At 74.2% G+C, this 16,912-nt stretch carries 14 protein-coding genes; 6 read left to right on the plus strand and 8 right to left on the minus strand.

The window, feature by feature from the left end:
- Window positions 1-174: 174 nt before the first annotated feature.
- The 4 genes from ACI79C_RS19640 to ACI79C_RS19655 form a co-directional block, all read right to left on the minus strand.
- On the minus strand, window positions 175-1,728 hold the full coding sequence (locus ACI79C_RS19640) for a multicopper oxidase family protein (protein ID WP_456947367.1): 1,554 nt from the start codon (window positions 1,726-1,728) through the stop codon (window positions 175-177).
- The gene (locus ACI79C_RS19645; RefSeq protein WP_456947368.1) at window positions 1,725-2,957 is read right to left on the minus strand and encodes an FAD-dependent oxidoreductase; all 1,233 of its coding nucleotides are present in this window, start codon (window positions 2,955-2,957) and stop codon (window positions 1,725-1,727) included. The genes ACI79C_RS19640 and ACI79C_RS19645 overlap by 4 nt, the downstream gene beginning before the upstream one ends.
- Window positions 2,958-3,142: 185 nt before the next feature.
- Window positions 3,143-3,829 carry a response regulator transcription factor gene (locus tag ACI79C_RS19650; protein ID WP_456947369.1) on the minus strand — a complete coding sequence of 229 codons (687 nt, stop codon included), beginning with the start codon at window positions 3,827-3,829 and terminating at the stop codon, window positions 3,143-3,145.
- Window positions 3,826-5,019, minus strand: coding sequence for a sensor histidine kinase (locus tag ACI79C_RS19655; protein ID WP_456947370.1), 1,194 nt, complete (start codon window positions 5,017-5,019; stop codon window positions 3,826-3,828). The genes ACI79C_RS19650 and ACI79C_RS19655 overlap by 4 nt, the downstream gene beginning before the upstream one ends.
- A 903-nt stretch (window positions 5,020-5,922) precedes the next feature.
- Here ACI79C_RS19655 and ACI79C_RS19660 point away from each other — a divergent pair.
- Window positions 5,923-6,645 carry a hypothetical protein gene (locus ACI79C_RS19660; protein ID WP_456947371.1) on the plus strand — a complete coding sequence of 241 codons (723 nt, stop codon included), beginning with the start codon at window positions 5,923-5,925 and terminating at the stop codon, window positions 6,643-6,645.
- Between the two features lie 17 nt (window positions 6,646-6,662).
- Here ACI79C_RS19660 and ACI79C_RS19665 read toward each other — a convergent pair whose 3' ends face one another.
- A complete protein-coding gene (locus ACI79C_RS19665; RefSeq protein WP_456947372.1) occupies window positions 6,663-6,971 on the minus strand; it encodes a winged helix-turn-helix domain-containing protein in 309 nt (102 codons plus the stop codon).
- 184 nt (window positions 6,972-7,155) lie between these two features.
- Between ACI79C_RS19665 and ACI79C_RS19670 the strand changes: the two genes are divergently transcribed.
- Window positions 7,156-8,220: a TerC family protein gene (locus ACI79C_RS19670; protein ID WP_456947373.1), complete on the plus strand. Its 1,065-nt coding sequence runs from the start codon at window positions 7,156-7,158 to the stop codon at window positions 8,218-8,220.
- Between the two features lie 223 nt (window positions 8,221-8,443).
- Here ACI79C_RS19670 and ACI79C_RS19675 read toward each other — a convergent pair whose 3' ends face one another.
- Entirely contained in the window at window positions 8,444-9,190 is a 747-nt protein-coding gene (locus ACI79C_RS19675) for an IclR family transcriptional regulator (RefSeq protein ID WP_456947374.1), read from the minus strand.
- A 237-nt stretch (window positions 9,191-9,427) separates the two neighbouring features.
- Between ACI79C_RS19675 and mhpA the strand changes: the two genes are divergently transcribed.
- The 3 genes from mhpA to ACI79C_RS19690 all read left to right on the plus strand — a co-directional run bounded on the left by mhpA (window position 9,428) and on the right by ACI79C_RS19690 (window position 13,480).
- On the plus strand, window positions 9,428-11,029 hold the full coding sequence (gene mhpA, locus ACI79C_RS19680; protein WP_456947375.1) for a bifunctional 3-(3-hydroxy-phenyl)propionate/3-hydroxycinnamic acid hydroxylase MhpA: 1,602 nt from the start codon (window positions 9,428-9,430) through the stop codon (window positions 11,027-11,029).
- 86 nt (window positions 11,030-11,115) lie between these two features.
- Window positions 11,116-12,474, plus strand: a complete 1,359-nt coding sequence (locus ACI79C_RS19685) for an MFS transporter (protein WP_456947376.1) — start codon at window positions 11,116-11,118, stop codon at window positions 12,472-12,474.
- Window positions 12,475-12,499: 25 nt separating this feature from the next.
- Window positions 12,500-13,480 (plus strand): amidohydrolase family protein, encoded by a 981-nt coding sequence (locus ACI79C_RS19690; RefSeq protein ID WP_456947377.1) that lies wholly within the window; start codon window positions 12,500-12,502, stop codon window positions 13,478-13,480.
- Between the two features lie 133 nt (window positions 13,481-13,613).
- Here ACI79C_RS19690 and ACI79C_RS19695 read toward each other — a convergent pair whose 3' ends face one another.
- Both ACI79C_RS19695 and ACI79C_RS19700 read right to left on the minus strand, forming a co-directional pair.
- Entirely contained in the window at window positions 13,614-14,621 is a 1,008-nt protein-coding gene (locus ACI79C_RS19695) for a magnesium transporter (RefSeq protein WP_456947378.1), read from the minus strand.
- Between the two features lie 379 nt (window positions 14,622-15,000).
- Entirely contained in the window at window positions 15,001-15,675 is a 675-nt protein-coding gene (locus ACI79C_RS19700; protein WP_456947379.1) for a GOLPH3/VPS74 family protein, read from the minus strand.
- A 277-nt stretch (window positions 15,676-15,952) separates the two neighbouring features.
- On the opposite strand from ACI79C_RS19700, the gene ACI79C_RS19705 reads away from it, so the two are divergent.
- Window positions 15,953-16,828: an SDR family NAD(P)-dependent oxidoreductase gene (locus ACI79C_RS19705; RefSeq protein ID WP_456947380.1), complete on the plus strand. Its 876-nt coding sequence runs from the start codon at window positions 15,953-15,955 to the stop codon at window positions 16,826-16,828.
- Window positions 16,829-16,912: the final 84 nt, after the last annotated feature.

Below are 16,912 nucleotides of genomic sequence, written 5' to 3' on the forward strand. Positions count from 1 at the left end.
CCTGCCCACGCCCGGCATCCGCATCGCCTACTGGCGCACCGGATCAGCCGCACCGGCACTTGCACGGCAAGGCGGGCGGCCTGCACCGGGCGCCCGCCGTCTCCACCGCCGGCGCGAGCCGCGCGAACAGGGAGAGCGCCAGGGCCCTTCCGCCGCCCGGCCCTGTCCATGGCCTCACACGTCCCCGCTGCCGTGGTGGTGGGCCGCCGGGGGGTGTCCGGGTTCCTGCCCGGCCTCGAGGAGGACGAACTGCAGCATCATGCCGCGGTCCTCGTGGCGGAGCAGGTGGCAGTGGATCATGAAGGGCAGATCGGGGTCGGCGTGGTCGGCGAAGTGCACCAGCACTCGGGTGGTGGTCGACGGGGCCAGGTGGACGGTGTCCTTCCAGCCGGACAGCTCCGGGCCGGGCAGTTCCCCGTCGACGCCGAGGACGGTGAACCGGGCGCCGTGCACGTGGAAGTTGTGCGGCGCTCCGTCGGAGGTCTCGATCTCCCACAGCTCGGTGGTGTCGGCGAGGACGGCCTCGTCGATGCGGTCCATGTCCATCCGCCGGCCGTTGATGCTGGTGCCGGAGAACCGGAACTCCCGCGTGGCCACCGCGTCGGCCGGGTCGAGCCCGGGTGCCTCGGCCAGCCGGTCCGGCAACTCCGGTGACGGCGCCAGCCGGTTGGCGGCCCGCAGCTGCAGGATGTCGAACCGGTCGTCGCCGCCGGCGAACCGGGCGGTCCAGGGGTCGGTCCCGAGGTCGAGCGGGGTGCTGCGGAGCACGACGTGCTCGGCGGGCAGCAGGGTGACGACGATCTCCGCCCGCTCGCCCGGGGAGAGCCGCACGGCGTCGGTGTGGTGCGGTGCGGGCAGCAGCCCGCCGTCGGTCCCGACGAGGGCGAACTCCCGGCCGTCGTCGAGGCCGAAGTCGTAGATCCGCGACGGGGAGGCGTTGAGCAGCCGCAGCCGGACCCGCTCGGTGGTCACTTCGTGGTAGCCGCCGATGGTGCCGTTGGCCAGGATGGTGTCGCCGAGGTGACCGACGGGGCTGAACGGGTGCTCGGCCCGGCGGAACTGGCCATCGCCGTCGAAGACCTGGTCCTGGACGATGACCGGGACGTCGTCGACGCCGTACTCGTCGGGCAGGTCCAGGGCCCGGCTGGTGTCGTCGTCCAGGATGAACATGCCGGCCATGCCGCGCCCCACCTGGTCGGCGGTCGCGCCGTGCGGGTGCGGGTGGTACCAGGTGGTGGCGGCGGGCTGGTCGATCCGCCAGGAGGGGTGCCAGCTGGCGCCGGGCGCGATCTCCTGGTGCGGGCCGCCGTCCATGGCCGCGGGGAGTTCGTGGCCGTGCCAGTGCACGGTGGTGACCTCGGGCAGGTCGTTGGTGACGTCGACGCGGACCTGCTCGCCGCGCCCGGCGCGCAGGGTCGGGCCGAGGTGGGCGCCGTCGAACCCCCAGGTGCGGGTGGCGCCGGCGCCGACGCCGAAGTCGGTGGTGCCGGTGGTGGCGCGCAGCTCGAAGACCCGGGTGCCGTCCTCGACGCGGGAGAGGGCGAGCGGCGGGATCGCCAACGGCCGGTCGAAGACGACCTGGCCGGTGGTGTCGGTGGCGGCGCGCGCCCAGGTCACCGCGAGTGCGCCGACCGCGGCCAGGGCGAGGGCGAGCAGGACGAGCAGGGCGCGGACGGCCCACCGTCGGGCACCGCGCCGCGGGCGGAGGCGGGTGGCGGCGGTGGTCATCGGGTCACCGCGGTCGGGGCGGGGGCGGTCACGGGGGTGTCCCAGTCGATGTGGTGGTCCCACATCCAGCGCAGTGGGTCGCGGCCGTCGCGGAACAGCCGTCGCATCACGATCGGCAGCACGAGGTCGCGGACGGCGCGGCCGACCGGGCCGACGGTCTTGCCGCTGCCGTTGCGGCGGCCCTGCGCCCTGACCTCCTCGACCCGGTTGCGGCGCAGCTGCTCGTACCGGGTCAGGGCGGCCGGGGCGTTGGGGAGGTCGCGCAGGCACCGGGCGAGGACGACGGCGTCCTCGATCGCCATCGCGGCGCCCTGCCCGGCCGAGGGCGACACGGCGTGCGCGGCGTCGCCGATGATGACCGTGCGGCCGTCGTGCCAGGTGGGCACCGAGGGCAGGTCGTAGGTGATCCAGCCGGCGAACACGTCGTCGGTCGCCCGGATCAGGTCGGCGGCCGGGATGCGGTCGTCGGCGAACAGGTCCAGCAGCCGGGCCCGCCACAGGCCGGCGGGGACCGCCGCGAGCTCCTCCGGGGCGGGCTCGCGTACCGCCGGCGGGTTGGCGAACCACCAGACCTCCCCGTCGGGAGCCTTGGTCCAGCCGAAGAACGCGCGCCGGCCGAAGCAGAAGTGGTTCACCCCCGCCGGGCCGGGGACGTCGACGCCGCCGGCGTAGCCGCCGGTGTTGAGGAAGCCGACGTAGCTGGCGCCGGGGGCCTCGGGGTCCAGCAGCCGACGAACCGTGGAGCGGATCCCGTCCGCGCCGACGAGCACGTCGGCCTCTGCGGTGCTGCCGTCGGCGAACTCCGCACGGACGCCGGCGCCGGTGTGCCGGACGCCGGTCAGCCGCTTGCCGTACCGGGTCCCGATGCCGCGCCGCTCGGCCTCGTCGCGCAGCGCGGCGTACAGGTCCGGCCGGCGGATGGTGATCGCGTGCGTGCCGTCGGGCAGCGTGCCGCCGTTGGGCACGTCGGCCAGTACCTTGCCGTGGCCGTTGAGCATGACCATGCGGGGGGTGGCGAAGCCGCGGGCGAGGACGGCGGCGTCCATGTCGACCGCGCGCAGGGCGTCGACGCCGTTGAGGCCGAGGCCGAGGAAGGCGCCGACGCCGTCGGCGTCGGTGTCGTGGGCCTCGTACACGGTCGGTTCGATGCCGGCGCGGTGCAGGGCGACGGCGGCGACCTGGCCGGCGATGCCGCCGCCGATGACGTGTGCGGTGCGAACTCGGGTCATGGCGGGTCCCGTGCGATCGGGGTGTGGGGTCTGCCGGCGGCCGCTCCCTGGGGTGTGGGTGGGTCGCGCGACGAGATCGACGCTAGGAACGCGGGGCCCTCCGGCCATCCGCGCGACGGCGCGCCCTGGCTACCGCATCGGGAGTAGGAGCGACCGGGTCGGGCTGCCGCGATCGGTGGACGGGGTCAGTGCGGCCCGACCAGCCCGGTCTCGTGAGCGATGACGACCAGCTGCGCGCGGTCCCGGGCGTGCAGCTTGGTCATCGCCCGGTTGACGTGGGTCTTGGCGGTGGCCGGGCTCATGAACAGTGCCCGGCCGATCTCGGCGGTGCTCAGCCCGCGACCCACCAGGGTGACCACCTCGCGCTCGCGTGGGGTGAGCGCGTCGAGCCGTTCGGGCTGCTTGGGCCGCTGGTCGGGCCGCGACCGGAACGTCTTGAGCAAGCGGCGGGTGACGCTGGGGGAGAGCAGTGCCTCCCCGGCGGCGACGACGTGCACCGCCCGGCGGAGGTCGTCGGGTTCGACGTCCTTGAGCAGGAACCCGCTGGCACCGGCCCGCAGCGCGTCGGTGATGTAGTCGTCCTGCTCGTACGTGGTGAGGACGACGATGCGCGGGGCTGGCGATCCCTCGGTGGTGAGGATGCGGCGGGTGGCCTCGATGCCATCCATGACCGGCATGCGGATGTCCATGAGCACGACGTCGGGCTCGTGCTGCCGGACCAGCGCGACCGCTTCCGCGCCGTCGGCGGCCTCGGCGACCACCTCGATGTGCCCATCCCGTTCGAGCACGAGGCGGAACCCGGCGCGCACGAGTGCCTGGTCGTCGGCGAGCAGCACCCGCACCACCGACCTGCCGGTTCCCGCGCCGGTCACGACGTCGCCTCGGGGACCGGCAGCGTCGCGGCCACCCGGAAGCCGCCGGGGCGGTTCTCGGCGGACAGGTCGCCGCCCAGCGCCCGGACCCGTTCGGTGAGTCCCAGCAAGCCGGCGCCGGGGTCCGAGGTCTCCCCGCGGCCGGTGCCGTCGTCCTCCACGGTCACCTCGACCGCCGCCCGTGCCACGGAGACGCAGACGGCCGCGTGGGACGCCCCGGCGTGGCGGATCACGTTGGTCAAGGCCTCCTGCACGATCCGGTACACGGTCAGCTCCACGGCCGCAGGCAGCTCGCGGCGGGCACCGCGCAGCTCCAGATCGACCGGCAGGCCCGCCTGCCGGACCCCCTGCACCAGGTCGTCCAGCTGGGCCAGCCCCGGCGCGGACTGCCGGGTCGGCTCCTCGTCGCCCGAGCGCAGCACGGCGATCGTCGCGCGCAGCTCGGCCATCGCGTCCCGGCCGGAGGCGCGCAGCGTCGCCAGCGAGCGGCGTGCCTGCTCCGGCTGGTGGTCCATCAGGTCGGCGGCGGCGCCCGCGTGCACGGTCATCGTGGTGATGGTGTGCGCCAGGACGTCGTGCAGCTCCTGGGCGATCCGCGTCCTCTCCCCGCTGACCCGGGTCTGCGCCTCGAGCTCCTTCTCGACCGCCGCCGCCCGCAGCCGCTCCTGGACCTCCGCGCGCAGCCGCCGCCGGGTGGAGACGCTGTCGCCGAGCAGGAAGGCGAGAACCAGCAGGGCGACGGTCACGGTGATCTCGAGGAACGACTCGCGCTCCACGACCGCCCGGTGCACTGCACCGCCGCCGCCGAACAGGACGACGACCAGCACGGTCTCCCACCGCTGGCCGGCCGCCGCGATGCTGTAGAAGGCGACCATCAGCACCGGCAGTTCCGGCCCGCCGGGGTAGTCGAGGGCCAGGTAGACCAGCGTCAGCCCGACCGTGCCGAACAGGGCGGTCCTCGGCCGGGGGCGGCGGAGCAGCAGGGCGGCCGCGGCGGCCACGAGCAGGCCGACGGCGGCCGCGTCCGGTGGCCGGCTGCCCGCCTCGTCGGCGGAGAACAGCGCCGCGAGCGACGCCAGGCAGGCGGCTGCGGCCACGCCGGCGTCGATGGCGACGGTCGCCCACCCCGAGCCGATGCCGCGGCCGGCGCGGCCCTCGGGTGTCGTGGGGGGAGACGGTCGACCTGTCACATCCAGCCCTCTGCCGTGCGCCGGCCCCGGCCGGCCCCGGCCGGCGGGGCCGCACGCGCTCGCCGTCCAGCCTAGGCCGAAGCACCTGCGGCTCCGTCGACCCGGCGGCGCGGTCGCCGTACCGCATCCGTCGTAGCCGGCTCTCGCCCAGGTACCGCGGCCGCGTCAGCGTGGCGGGAGCTCGGCAGGGGCAGGACCGCCCCTCGACCTGCAGGCCAGCGCCGGGAGGGCAGGGGGACAGTGGCGAGCCCGTGCCGCGGGGAAGGCCGCGGTGATCGTCAGCCGTCGGCTGTCCCGGTCGGGTGCCGAGATCACCGGATCCCGGCCGGACCGCCAGGGGAACGCGGAAGCGGACCACACCGGGGCGCGCAGATGCCCATGCACGGCGACGTGACCTGCGAGGACAGTCGTCGGCCAACAGCCAGAGCGGTGGTTCGGCCGGTCCCCCCGCCACCACATGACAGTGGCCCTCACGGTGACCGTGGGGGCCACTGTCGTTCCGCGAGGATCCCCGACTGACAGCCCCTTGCTGCGCCCCGTGCGACCCGCTGCGGTCGACGGCGCGTGAATCGAGGGACTCACCTCCCGAGCGTCAGGTGGCTCCTCCTTCGACGAGGGACCGCGTCGGCACCGCTCCGGTGCGCTGCGGCGGCACGGTCGGAGCCCGCGACGGCACCGTCGGCCGGCGGGTTCGAGGCCGTCGACCCGCTCGTGCCACCTGTTCGATCCCCTGACCGCCGCTGTGGCCCTGATGACCCGCGCGACCGGGACTCGAGGTGCTCGAGACCGCGGTGCCCGGTTGGGCGCGGTGGTCCAGTGGGCAGACCCGACGTGCATCTGTGCACCCGCTCCTGTGCGAACGAGGGAACGAGAGGGTGCCGGGGAGCCGGGAGGGGTGCGGCTGTGGACGACACCGTGCAGGCCGGTCGCGGGCGCCGGGCGCGCTGGTTGCTCCTGGGTACGGCAGTCCTGCAGGCGGTGAGCCCACTGGTCGCCGGCTTCGACCAGGGGAGCGGGGCGGATCCGGTCGTCGTGCCGCCCGGCGGGTTCTTCGCCGTCTGGGGGGTGGTGGTGCTCGGGTCGGTCGCCGCGGCGCTGTGGGGGCTGCCGCTGCATCGGGCCACCCGGGCGCCGTGGACGGGCGTCCAGGTGCCGGTGTCGGTGGCCCAGGTCGGCTTCGTCGTCTGGCTGCTCGCCGCGGCCACGACGCCGGCACTCACGCTCCCGGTGTTCCTCGGGATGCTCGGCGTGCTGACGTGGAGCCTGTGGACCGTGCTGCACACACCCGCCGACCGCCTGACGCGGGTCCTGCTCGGCGGGACCCTGGGCGTCTACACCGGCTGGAGCGCAGCGGCGGTGTGGTTGAACGCGGCCACGCTGTTGCCCGGTGACGCCACAGCGGTCTGGGCCCTGCTCGTGGCCGGTGCCGCGCTGACTGCCTGCGCCGGGGCACGCCTGTTCGGCGGTCAGTGGGGGTTCACCCTGGCGGCCGGCTGGGCGTTGCTGGGCGTCGTCGTGTCGACGTCGGGTGCCGGTGAGCCTGGGCTCGCAGCGCTCGCGGCGGGGGGCCTGGCGGCCGTGGCGGTCACCGCGCTGGCGTCGCGCAGGTCCGCCGCGTCCACCTGAGCCGCCGGGCCCGAGCCCTACCCGCCGTCCCGGGCGAAGATGGCGAGCAGTTCGTCCACCTCGTGCGCGGCCGTGCTGGGGTGGCGGAAGTGCTGGTGCGGACGCAGCTCGTAGTGGGTGCGCCGGCCGCGCCTGCTGCGCGTCAGGTACCCGCCGTCCTCCAGGTCACGCAGGATCGACAGGGCGGCCCGCTGGGTGACGCCCACGCGGGCGGCGATGTCCGCGACGCGGGCGTCCCGGTCGGCCGCGACGGCCAGCAGCACGTGGCCGTGGTTGGTCAGGAAGGTCCAGGTCGGACGCTGCGGTGCGTCGACGCCTTCGGTCACGGCACTCCCCTTCGGGACCGGTGGCGGAAAACAAGTGAAGCATGCTTCACTGGTTACTGCGGAGGGGAGTATCCCCCGATGCCCCGTCGTCAGTACGGCGCCGTGCGGCGCTCGGCGGGGCGGGCGTCCGGACGGGCGCCGGGAGAGACCTCCGGTTGGTGCACATCGACCGGAGGGATGACTGGTGGACGTCTCGTTGTGGCTGTGGCTGGCCGTGCTGGGAGTCATCATCGGCATGCTGGCCGTGGACCTGTTCGCGCACCGCCGGGCGCACGTCATCGCGATCCGGGAGGCCGCGGCGTGGTCGGCCGTCTGGGTGGCGCTCGGGGTGGCCTTCGGCGCGTGGGTGTGGTGGGCACACGGCGCGGAGTTCGGGCAGCAGTACTTCGCCGGCTATCTGATCGAGAAGTCCCTGGCCGTGGACAACGTCTTCGTCTGGGCGATCATCTTCACCTTCTTCGCGGTGCCCCGGGAGTACCAGCACCGCGTGCTCTTCTTCGGCGTCCTGGGCGCCCTGGTCTTCCGCGGCCTGTTCATCGCCGGCGGGTCGGTGCTGATCGCCAGCTTCGGCTGGGTGCTGTACCTCTTCGCCGCGTTCCTCCTGTGGACCGGCTACCGGATGATCCGCCAGCGCAACGAGCACCTGGACCCGGAGAGGTCGCGAGCGTTCCGGCTGTTCCGCCGGTACGTGCCGATGACCGACGCGTACCACGGGCAACGGTTCGTCATCCGCCGCGACGGCGTCCTGCTGGCGACCCCCTTGCTGGCGGTGCTGGTCCTCGTGGAGGTCACCGACATCGTCTTCGCCGTCGACTCCATCCCCGCGATCTTCGCCGTCACCGACGAGCCGTTCCTCGTCTTCACCGCCAACGCCTTCGCCATCCTGGGCCTGCGGGCGATGTACTTCCTGCTCGCCGACCTGATCCACCGCTTCGTCTACCTCAAGACCGGCCTGGCGCTGGTGCTCATCTGGGTGGGCGTCAAGATGCTGCTGAAGGTCGACCTGTTCTACGTGCCGACCGCGGTCAGCCTCGCCGTCATCAGCGTGGTCATCGGTGTGTCGATCGCCGCGAGCCTGCGGGCCACGCGCGGCCAGGGCCGGCGCGCCGTCGAGGTGCCGGCGGCCCCGCCGTTCCGGACCGCCGCCGAGGACGAGCTCGCCACGCTGCAGCCGCTGTGGTCCCGGAAGACGTCGAGCGGCTCGCCCGTCGACACCCCGGCCGAGCAGCACGCCGGGAGGCGGTCGTGACCCCGGCGGAGCTGCGGGCGGGCACTGACGATCCGGACGCCGTCCGCACGGTCCGGTGCGCCGCCCGGCTCGCGCGGGTCGCACACGGCCACCACTCCTCGAACCGCTGTCTGGCACCGGGCTCTCGATCGCCGGCGGGCCGAACTCGCTCGCCGCACGAACGGTCGACGCCAGCCGAGATGCCGTCCGGGGGCCTGGACCGGGCGTCTCAGCACGAGGGGTGTCAGGTCGGCAGGAGCCCGATGGAGCGCCGGGCACCGAGCCCGCGGGAGATGGAGCGGGCCGCGGTCCGCACGGCCGGTCCGAGCAGGCGGGGTTCGGCTCCCCGTTCGGGCACGACGACCGACAGGGCGGCGGCGACCTGGTCGTCCGAGCCGAAGATCGGGGCGGCGACCGAGACGAGCGAGTAGGCCGACCGGTGCACGGTGGCCAGCCCGTCGCGGCGGACGTCGGCCAGGGTCCGCCGCAGGGCCGCGGGGGAGACCGGCTCCCTCTCCGGCTCGTGGGCCAGCGGACGGGACAGGTACTCCTCCTGCAGGTCCGGCCCGGCGAAGGCCAGCAGGGCCAGCCCGACACCGGTCGAGTGCAGCGGGAGTCGACCCCCGACGGTGTACAGGACGAAGGCCGCCTGGCGGGCGGAGAGCCGCTCGACCAGCAACGCCTCATCGCCGTCCCGCACGGCCAGCAGCACGTGCTGGCGGGTCACCTGGGCCAGGTCGCCCATGTAGGGCATGGCCACCTGCTGCAGACCGTGGCCGCGCGGGGCCAGTGCGCCGGTCTGCCACAGCCGCAGGCCGACGACGAGACGCCCGTCCGCGCGTTTCTCGAGCGCTCCCCAGCTCAGGAGGTGCCGCGCGAGGCGGATCGTGGAGCTCTTGGGGATCCCGGTGCGCCGGCTGAGCTCCCCCACACTCAGCGCAGGGTGGTCGGCGTCGAAGGCCGCCAGTAGGGACAGCGCCCGGTCGATCACCGGCTCTCCCTGCGGCGGACGCCGACCGCGACGCCGCGGAGGCGGCCCGGTCAGGGTCGGGCCACCGTCCGCGTCCTGCGCCAGTGGGGTCTGCGTCACGTCTCGATGCTGCCGGTCGGCGCACGGGATGCCGACCCCCGGTCCATTGGATGGCCCTCCTGGTTGTGGCCACGTCGGCTGCTCGCGGAGTGTCTGCCGTCACACGGACATGCGTCCCGGGACGACGGAGGGCCTCGAGTGGACCTGCACAGCACGCACGACAGCGGGAGCCGGCCGCTCACGGCAGACGTCGCCGTCGTGGGCTATGGCCCGGTCGGGCGGCTGCTGGCCCTCCTGCTCGGCCGACGTGGCAAGCGGGTGGTCGTGGTGGAGCGTCAGCCGCACGCCTATCCGCTGCCGCGGGCGGTGCACTTCGACGACGAGATCGGCCGCATCTTCCAGTCGGTGGGGGTGCCGCCGGACTCGGTGCCCGACGTGGTGGCCCCCTACGACGACCTCTACGAGTGGCGGGCCGCTGACCGGCAACCGCTGCTGCGGCTGGACTGGCGCGGACTGGGGCCGTCCGGCTGGCACATCAGCAACTTCTTCCACCAGCCGGGCCTGGAGGCGATCCTCGACGCGCAGGTCCAGGCGCTCCGGACGGTCACGGTGCTGCGCGGCTGGAAGGCCGTGACCCACGCCGAGGACGCCGACGGCGTCACCTTGGAGCTGCAGTCGGCCAGCGACGAGCGGCGCACCGTGACCGCCCGGTACGTCGTGGGCGCCGACGGCGCCAACAGCCTCGTCCGGTCGTGGATCGGCTCGACCGTCACCGACCTGGGCTACTTCCACGACTGGCTGGTCATCGACCTGCTGGTGCACGCGCCGCTGGAGGAGTTCGACTTCTCGCCGCCGGCCTGGCAGCTGTGCGACCCGGCCCGGCCCACCACGCTCGTGCCCGGCGGGCCGGGGCGGCGCCGGTTCGAGTTCATGCGGCTGCCCTCGGAGACCGTGGAGGAGCTCAACGCCGAGGAGACCGCGTGGCGGCTGCTGGAGCCGTGGGGTGTCACCCCGGCGAAGGCGACGCTCGAGCGGCACACCGTCTACACCTTCCAGGCCCGCTGGTGCGACACCTGGCGCAGGGGCCGGCTGCTGCTCGCCGGCGACTCCGCGCACCTCATGCCGCCCTTCGCCGGGCAGGGCATGTGCTCGGGCCTGCGCGACGCGGTCAACCTGGCCTGGAAGCTCGACCTGGTCCTCGACGGCCGCGCCGACGACCGCGTCCTCGACACCTACGGGCCCGAGCGTGCCGAGCACGTCCGGCACTTCATCGAGGCCTCGATGGGGCTCGGCGAGGTCATCTGCCTGCCCGACCCGGCGGCCGCCGCAGACCGCGACCGCGCGATGCAGGCCGACCTGGCCGCCGGCGTCGAGCAACCGCCTCGGCCGCTGCCGCGCCTGGGCCCCGGCCTGCACCGCGACGACGCCGGCGGCGGGCTGCTGTCCTTCCAGGCCGAGGTCACCGACGGCGAACGGACCGGCCGCTTCGACGACGTCGTCGGCGCCGACGGCGTCCTGCTGCTCGCCGACCCGGACCTCCGGGGCCGGCTGACACCCGCGGACGCGGCGTTCCTCGCCGACCTCGGCTGGCGGGTCGTGGCGCTGGCCAGCACCCCCGGGGCCGGCGAGGTCGTCGACGCGACCGGCGCGTACGGCAGGTGGCTGGCCGGCCTCGGGGCCGTTGCCGTCCTCGTCCGTCCGGACCGCTACGTCTACGGGGTGGCCTCCGACGAGTCGGAGGTCCGCGGGCTCGTCGACGACCTCCGCCGGGACCTCACCGGAACCCGCGTGCCTGCCTGAGCGACCTCCCTCCTCCGCACCACCCCTCGCACCACAGCCCGAGCACACCCATGTCGATCATCCCTGCTCACCAACAGGTGGAGACCATGACCACTGCCCTGCGGCCGCACCGGAGCGCCACCAGCACCCTGGTGGCCGTGCTCTGCGGAGCGCTGATCCTCTTCGACGGCTACGACCTGATCGTCTACGGCAACGTCGTCCCCGCGCTGCTCGCCGAGCCCGGGTGGGGGCTGACGCCGGCCGGAGCCGCGCGCATCGCCTCGCTGACCCTCGTCGGGATGGCGATCGGCGCGCTGGTCGCCGGCACGATCGCTGACCGTGTCGGCCGCCGAGCGGTCATCTTCGCCAGCCTGACCCTGTTCTCGGTCAGCATGGCCGCGTGCGCGCTGGCCCCCAGCGCAGAGTCGTTCGGCGCCTTCCGCGTGGTCGGCGGCCTGGGTCTCGGTGCGATGTTCCCGCTGGCCACCGCGCTCATCGTGGAGTTCGCCCCCGTCGGCCGCCGCGCGCTGGTCTACGCGTCCTCCTTCTTCGGCTACCTCATCGGCGGCGTCGTGGCCGCGGGCCTGGGACTGCTCCTGCTGGAGGACGCCGGCTGGCGCCCGCTGTTCTGGATCGGGGCCGCGCCGCTGCTCGTCCTGCCCGTCCACTTCCGCGTGCTGCCCGAGAGCGTGGCGTGGCTGGTCAGCCGCGGCCGGGTCGACGAGGCCCGCGCGGTGGCCCGCCGGCACGGGCTGGACGAGCCGCAGCGTGCCCCCGAGGTCGTCGACGGGGAGCCCGTCGGGCGGACCAACCCGCTCTCGGTGCTCTTCTCCCGGGGCTACGGGATCTCGACGGTGCTGCTGTGGGCGGTGCAGTTCTGCAGCCTGCTGCTGGTCTTCGGCATGGTGACCTGGCTGCCGACGATCATGACGACGCTGGACTACAGCCTCGGGTTCGCCCTCGCCTTCGTGCTGGTCCTCAACCTGGGCGCGGCCGTGGGCGCGTACATCGCCGCCCGGACCGCGGACAGGATCGGCCCCAAGCCCGTCGTCGTCACGCTGTTCGCTCTCGGCGCGCTCGCGGTGGCCCTGCTCGTGGTGCGGCCGCCGTCCGGGGTGGTGTTCCTGCTGATCGCCCTGGCCGGTGCGGGCACGCTCGGCACACAGATCCTGGTCAACGTCTTCGCCGCGTCCCTCTACCCGGCCGCCGGGCGGGCCACGGGCCTGGGCTGGGCGCTCGGTGTGGGCCGGGTCGGCGGCATCGTCGGCCCGTTGATCGGCGGCGCCGTCCTGGGCTCCACGCTCGGCGCCGAGTGGAACTTCTACGTCTTCGCGGGCGTGGGCCTGCTCGGCGCCATCGCCGCCGTCGTCCTCCCGCTCACCCCCGCGGCCCGGGCCGCCCGCGACGCCCGCCCCACCTCCTCGCCGGAGGCCCTGGGCGCCACCCAGCCGGCCCCCTCCGCCTGAGCCACGAGAGACCCCGGGAGCAGCCATGAACGACAAGATCGCGCTCGAGGAGCACTTCGCCATCCCCGAGTACAACGAGATCCGGCCGCACTTCCTCGGCCCGCGGGTCTGGGGCGACATCCAGCGCCGCATCGTGGACTTCACCGACCTGCGACTGCGCGAGATGGACGAGTGCGGCATCGAGTACGCCGTCGTCTCCCTCACCAGTCCAGGGGTGCAGGGCGAGCGGGACGCCACGCAGGCCGTCGAGCGCGCCCGCCGCAGCAACGACGTGCTCGCGAAGGCGGTCGCCGACCGGCCCGACCGATTCGGTGGCTTCGCCGCCGTCGCGCTGCAGGACGTCGACGCCGCGGTCGAGGAGCTCCACCGGGCGGTGAGTGACCTCGGCTTCCACGGCGTCCTGGTCAACAGCTGGACAGACCTCCCGGACGGCGGCGTCGGCCACCTGGACCTGCTCCGCTTCGACCCCTTCTGGACCGCCGTCGCCGAGCTCGACGTCCCGCTGTACCTGCACCCCCGGCTCCTGCCGGCCGATCAGCGCGGCGTCGTCTCCGACCGCCCCGAGCTGGCCGGCCCGGTCTGGGAGTTCACCACCGACACGTCCGCGTCGGCGTTGCGGCTGATCACCAGCGGCCTGTTCGACCGACACCCCCGTGTCCAGGTCGTGCTGGGGCATCTGGGGGAGTCGCTGCCCTACAACATCTGGCGGATCGAGAACCGCATGCACAAGGCCAACGACCGGGTCGACCTCGATCGTCCGCTGACGGCCTACCTGCGGGAGAACTTCTGGGTCACCACCAGCGGGCACTTCTGCACGCCCAGCCTCCTCGCGGCGTTGGAGACGATGGGGGAGGACCGGGTCATGTTCTCCGTCGACTACCCCTACGACGAGATGCCACAGGGTGCGACCTGGTTCGACCGCCTCGAGTTGCCGGAGGAGCTGCACCGGCGAGTCGGCCGCGACAACGCCGTGCGCCTCCTGTCCCTCGACGAGCGCCTCGGTTGATGGGAGGACCCGCCGCACCTCCGCCGGGCTCCTCCTCGGCGGAGGTGCGGCGCCTCGTCGAGGACCTGCTGGTCACCTCCACCCAGGCTGTCGACGAGAACGACGACCGAGCGGCGGATGGTCTCCGGCACCCTCAGCCGAGTGCCACCGACGCGACGACGAAGTAGATGAGCAGGGACAGCAGGTCCTGGACGACGGTGGCCAGCGGGCCACTGCCGAACGCGGGGTCGCGCCCCAGCCGCGCAACCAGCCACGGCAGCGACATCGCGATCACGGTGGCGACGGTGCAGGCCGCGGCGAGGGACAGGCTCACGACCAGCGCGATCGACTGCGAGCCGATCATCAGCCAGACCGCGGGGAGGGCGAGCACGGCGAGCACCAGCCCCACGAAGAGGCCGGTCGCCGCCTCCAGCCGGAACACCCGCCGGATCTCCACCCCGACCGAGAGCCCGCGGATCACGAGGGCCTCGGTCTGTGTGCCCACGGCGTCGGCCATGTAGACGATCCCGGGGATGAAGAACGCCAGACGCACGTCGGAGGCGAGGTCGCTCTCGAAGCCCTGGACCAGGAGCGCGGCGCCGGCGGAGCCGAGCAGCCCCAGGAGGAGCCAGGGCAGGCGGTGCCACAGTCGCGTCGCGAGCGGCTCGTCCATCGCGTGGCGTGCCGAGGCGGTCGAGCGCAGGAAGCCGCCGAGTCGGCTGAGGTCGCGGTCGTGTGCGCTCAGCAGGACGGCGAGCAGCCGCTCGGGCGGCACGAGTCCGCGGAACACGCCGCGGTCGTCGACGACGGCCAGGCTGGACTCGTGGTGGTGCGCTGCCTTCCAGGCGGCCTCCTCCTGGTCCAGCCCGAGCCCGATGACCGGCGGGTCCCGATCCATCAGGTCACGGGCCGGTGCCGCCGGGTCTGCGGCGAGCACCCGCTCGAGCGGCAGCAGCCCCAGGAGCCGGTGGTCGGGACCGTCGAGGGCGCAGACGGCGACGTCGGCCACTGACTCGTAGCGGGCACCGGCCAGCATGGCCCGCACGTCGGAGGCAGGCGTCTCGGGGCCACACAGGGGGACCGAGGTGACGAGATGCGTGTCGATCGAGCCGGGCATCAGCGGCTCCGGCTGACCCGGCAGCGGCGTGACTGCAGCGGTCATGTGGCCACGATGACCCGGCCGGTGCGAGGTCGGCACGGGCGCAGGCGATGACCGTCCGAGGGATGGCCGGGTGACCGAGGACGTGGTGTCCACAGGGCCCGGCCTGGCGATTGGACGACCGCGACCCAGAACGGGCCGGCCACCCGCAACGGTCCCGCGAGGCCCCGCCGACCAGGGCACTGACCGCACTGGCGCCCGTGACCAGCAGGGAGTGGACGCTGCCGTCCGGTCGCGCAACCGGTCGGGCACCAGCCGCTCAGTCTCCGCGACCCACCCCAGGCGGCGGCGTCCGCCCCGAAGCCGACGATCGCCGAGCCGGTCGAGCTCGGACCGACCATGAGCGCCATCTGGTGGTGACGTCGTCTGGGCGGTGATGTCATCAGCCCCCGCCCTCTCCGGCGACCGATGAGCTGATGATGATCGCCGTCTCCGTGTCGATCGCCGACCGGACGGCCTTGCCCACCCGGTCCTCCTCGGCGATCCGCTCGGCGCTCGCGCTCAGCTCCGGCTTGGAGAGCCCGACTGACTCGGGAGCCACCGCCTCGTGCACGGCCTTCAGCGCGAGCAGGAGGGAGACGAGGGCTCGGGTCCTGGCATCCGTGGTCACGCCGTGGCGCAGGGCCGTGGCGAGGCCGGCTCGGACCGCCGCCTCGTGGCCGGCGTCCTCCGCGGGCCAACGGTGGGTCGGGAAGATGCCGAGGACCCGGCCCTCCTCCGATCGCAGCAGGCCGGCCTCGGCAAGACGCTCGTAGAGCTGCCCCCGCGCCTGCTTGCCGAGTGCGGCCACGACGCTCCGGGGCTTCTTGCCCTCCTTGTGGCCGATCGTGGCCAGGGCTTCGTCGAGCACACGGTTCCCGGTGGGGCTGGCGTCCTTGACGATCAGCCGGCCTCCTCGCACCCGCTCGTCGGGGCCCGCGATGTCGACGCGCTGCATGAGTGCGAGCTCGGCCAGCAACGCCCCGCCGAGCGCCGTGTTCGTGTTCGTGCTGTCCACAGCCAGCTTGCCGGAGCCGTCGGCGGTCAGGAGGAGCAGCAGGTCCTCGGCGATGAGCATGGGTCGACCGTCGGTGGTCTCGTGGGGAGGCCGACACGGTCGTCCGACCGCTCCCCGACGAGTCCATCGGCCCGGGAGCAGCGCAGCGGGATCACCGCCCGTGGCGGTCCGTGACGCAGCGGTCCGCGCGCGCCGGTGACCGGGTGATCGAGGACGCCGTCGTCGGGAACCGGTGCTCTCCGGGATGGTCCTGCGGGCAGGCCGGGAGAACCCTGGCTCCTGCCGGTGTCCGACGGCTCCGGCGGTGAGGGGGTGCGCCATGCCAGGGGTGGCGATCGTGACCGGAGGGGCCTCCGGCATCGGGCGTGCGCTGGGAGCGGCGCTGGTGCGGCGCGGGGACGACGTGGTGCTCGCCGACGTGGACGGAGCGGCCGCCGCGGAGGTGGCCGGTCAGCTCACCGCCGCGGGGCCGGGGACGGCCACGGGAGCCGAGGTCGACGTGCGCGAGGCGGCGGCGGTCGCCGCTCTGGTCGACGGCACCGTGGACCGGCACGGCCGGCTGGACCTGATGGTCAACAACGCCGGCATCGGGATGGGCGGCCCGACCGAGCAGCTGGCGGCGGCGCACTGGGACCGGGCCATCGACGTCAACCTGCGCGGCGTGGTGCACGGGGTGCTGGCCGCCTACCCGGTGATGGTGCGCCAGGAGTCCGGGCACATCGTGAACACCGCGTCCCTGGCCGGCCTGCTGCCCGTACCCGGGTCGGTGCCGTACGCCACGACCAAGTGGGCCGTGGTGGGACTCTCGCTGAGCCTGCGCGGAGAGGGCGCGGCTCGCGGGGTCCGGGTCAGCGTGGTGTGCCCGGGCGGTGTGGACACCCCGATCCTGGACAAGGGCCTGCCGTCGGACCTCCCGCGGGTGCCCGGTGCCGAGGGAGTGGACGCCCGGGCGCTGATCACCAGGATGAGCGGCGGGCGGCTCTACAGCGCCGACGCGCTGGCGCGCGACGTCCTCCGCGGGGTGGAGCGCAACCGGGCGGTCATCGTCGCGCCCCGGCAGGCGCGCGTGCAGTGGTGGCTGATGCGGCTGTCCCCGTCGCTGCTGATGCGCCTCGGTGCGGCGGTGGCGGCGCGGGACCCGGACCTCGCCCGGCTCCGGCGCGGCCCGGTGCCCGCACCGCGTACCGAGGAGCCCGCCGGAGCGGTGCCGTGACCTGCCGCGGGCCGGACCGGAGTCGGGTCACGGCGCGCGGGACAGCTGCGCCGACGTCGCCGGACCGGCGTTCGCGGTGACGAC

The sequence above is a fragment of the Geodermatophilus sp. SYSU D00697 genome (assembly GCF_054050175.1).

Excerpts from the sequence above, each read along its gene's own strand:
- ACI79C_RS19640 (WP_456947367.1), bottom strand. The coding sequence starts at position 1,728 with ATGACCACCGCCGCCACCCGCCTCCGCCCGCGGCGCGGTGCCCGACGG.
- ACI79C_RS19645 (WP_456947368.1), bottom strand. The coding sequence starts at position 2,957 with ATGACCCGAGTTCGCACCGCACACGTCATCGGCGGCGGCATCGCCGGC.
- ACI79C_RS19690 (WP_456947377.1), top strand. The coding sequence starts at position 12,500 with ATGAACGACAAGATCGCGCTCGAGGAGCACTTCGCCATCCCCGAGTAC.
- ACI79C_RS19700 (WP_456947379.1), bottom strand. The coding sequence starts at position 15,675 with ATGCTCATCGCCGAGGACCTGCTGCTCCTCCTGACCGCCGACGGCTCC.
- ACI79C_RS19695 (WP_456947378.1), bottom strand. The coding sequence starts at position 14,621 with ATGACCGCTGCAGTCACGCCGCTGCCGGGTCAGCCGGAGCCGCTGATG.
- ACI79C_RS19685 (WP_456947376.1), top strand. The coding sequence starts at position 11,116 with ATGACCACTGCCCTGCGGCCGCACCGGAGCGCCACCAGCACCCTGGTG.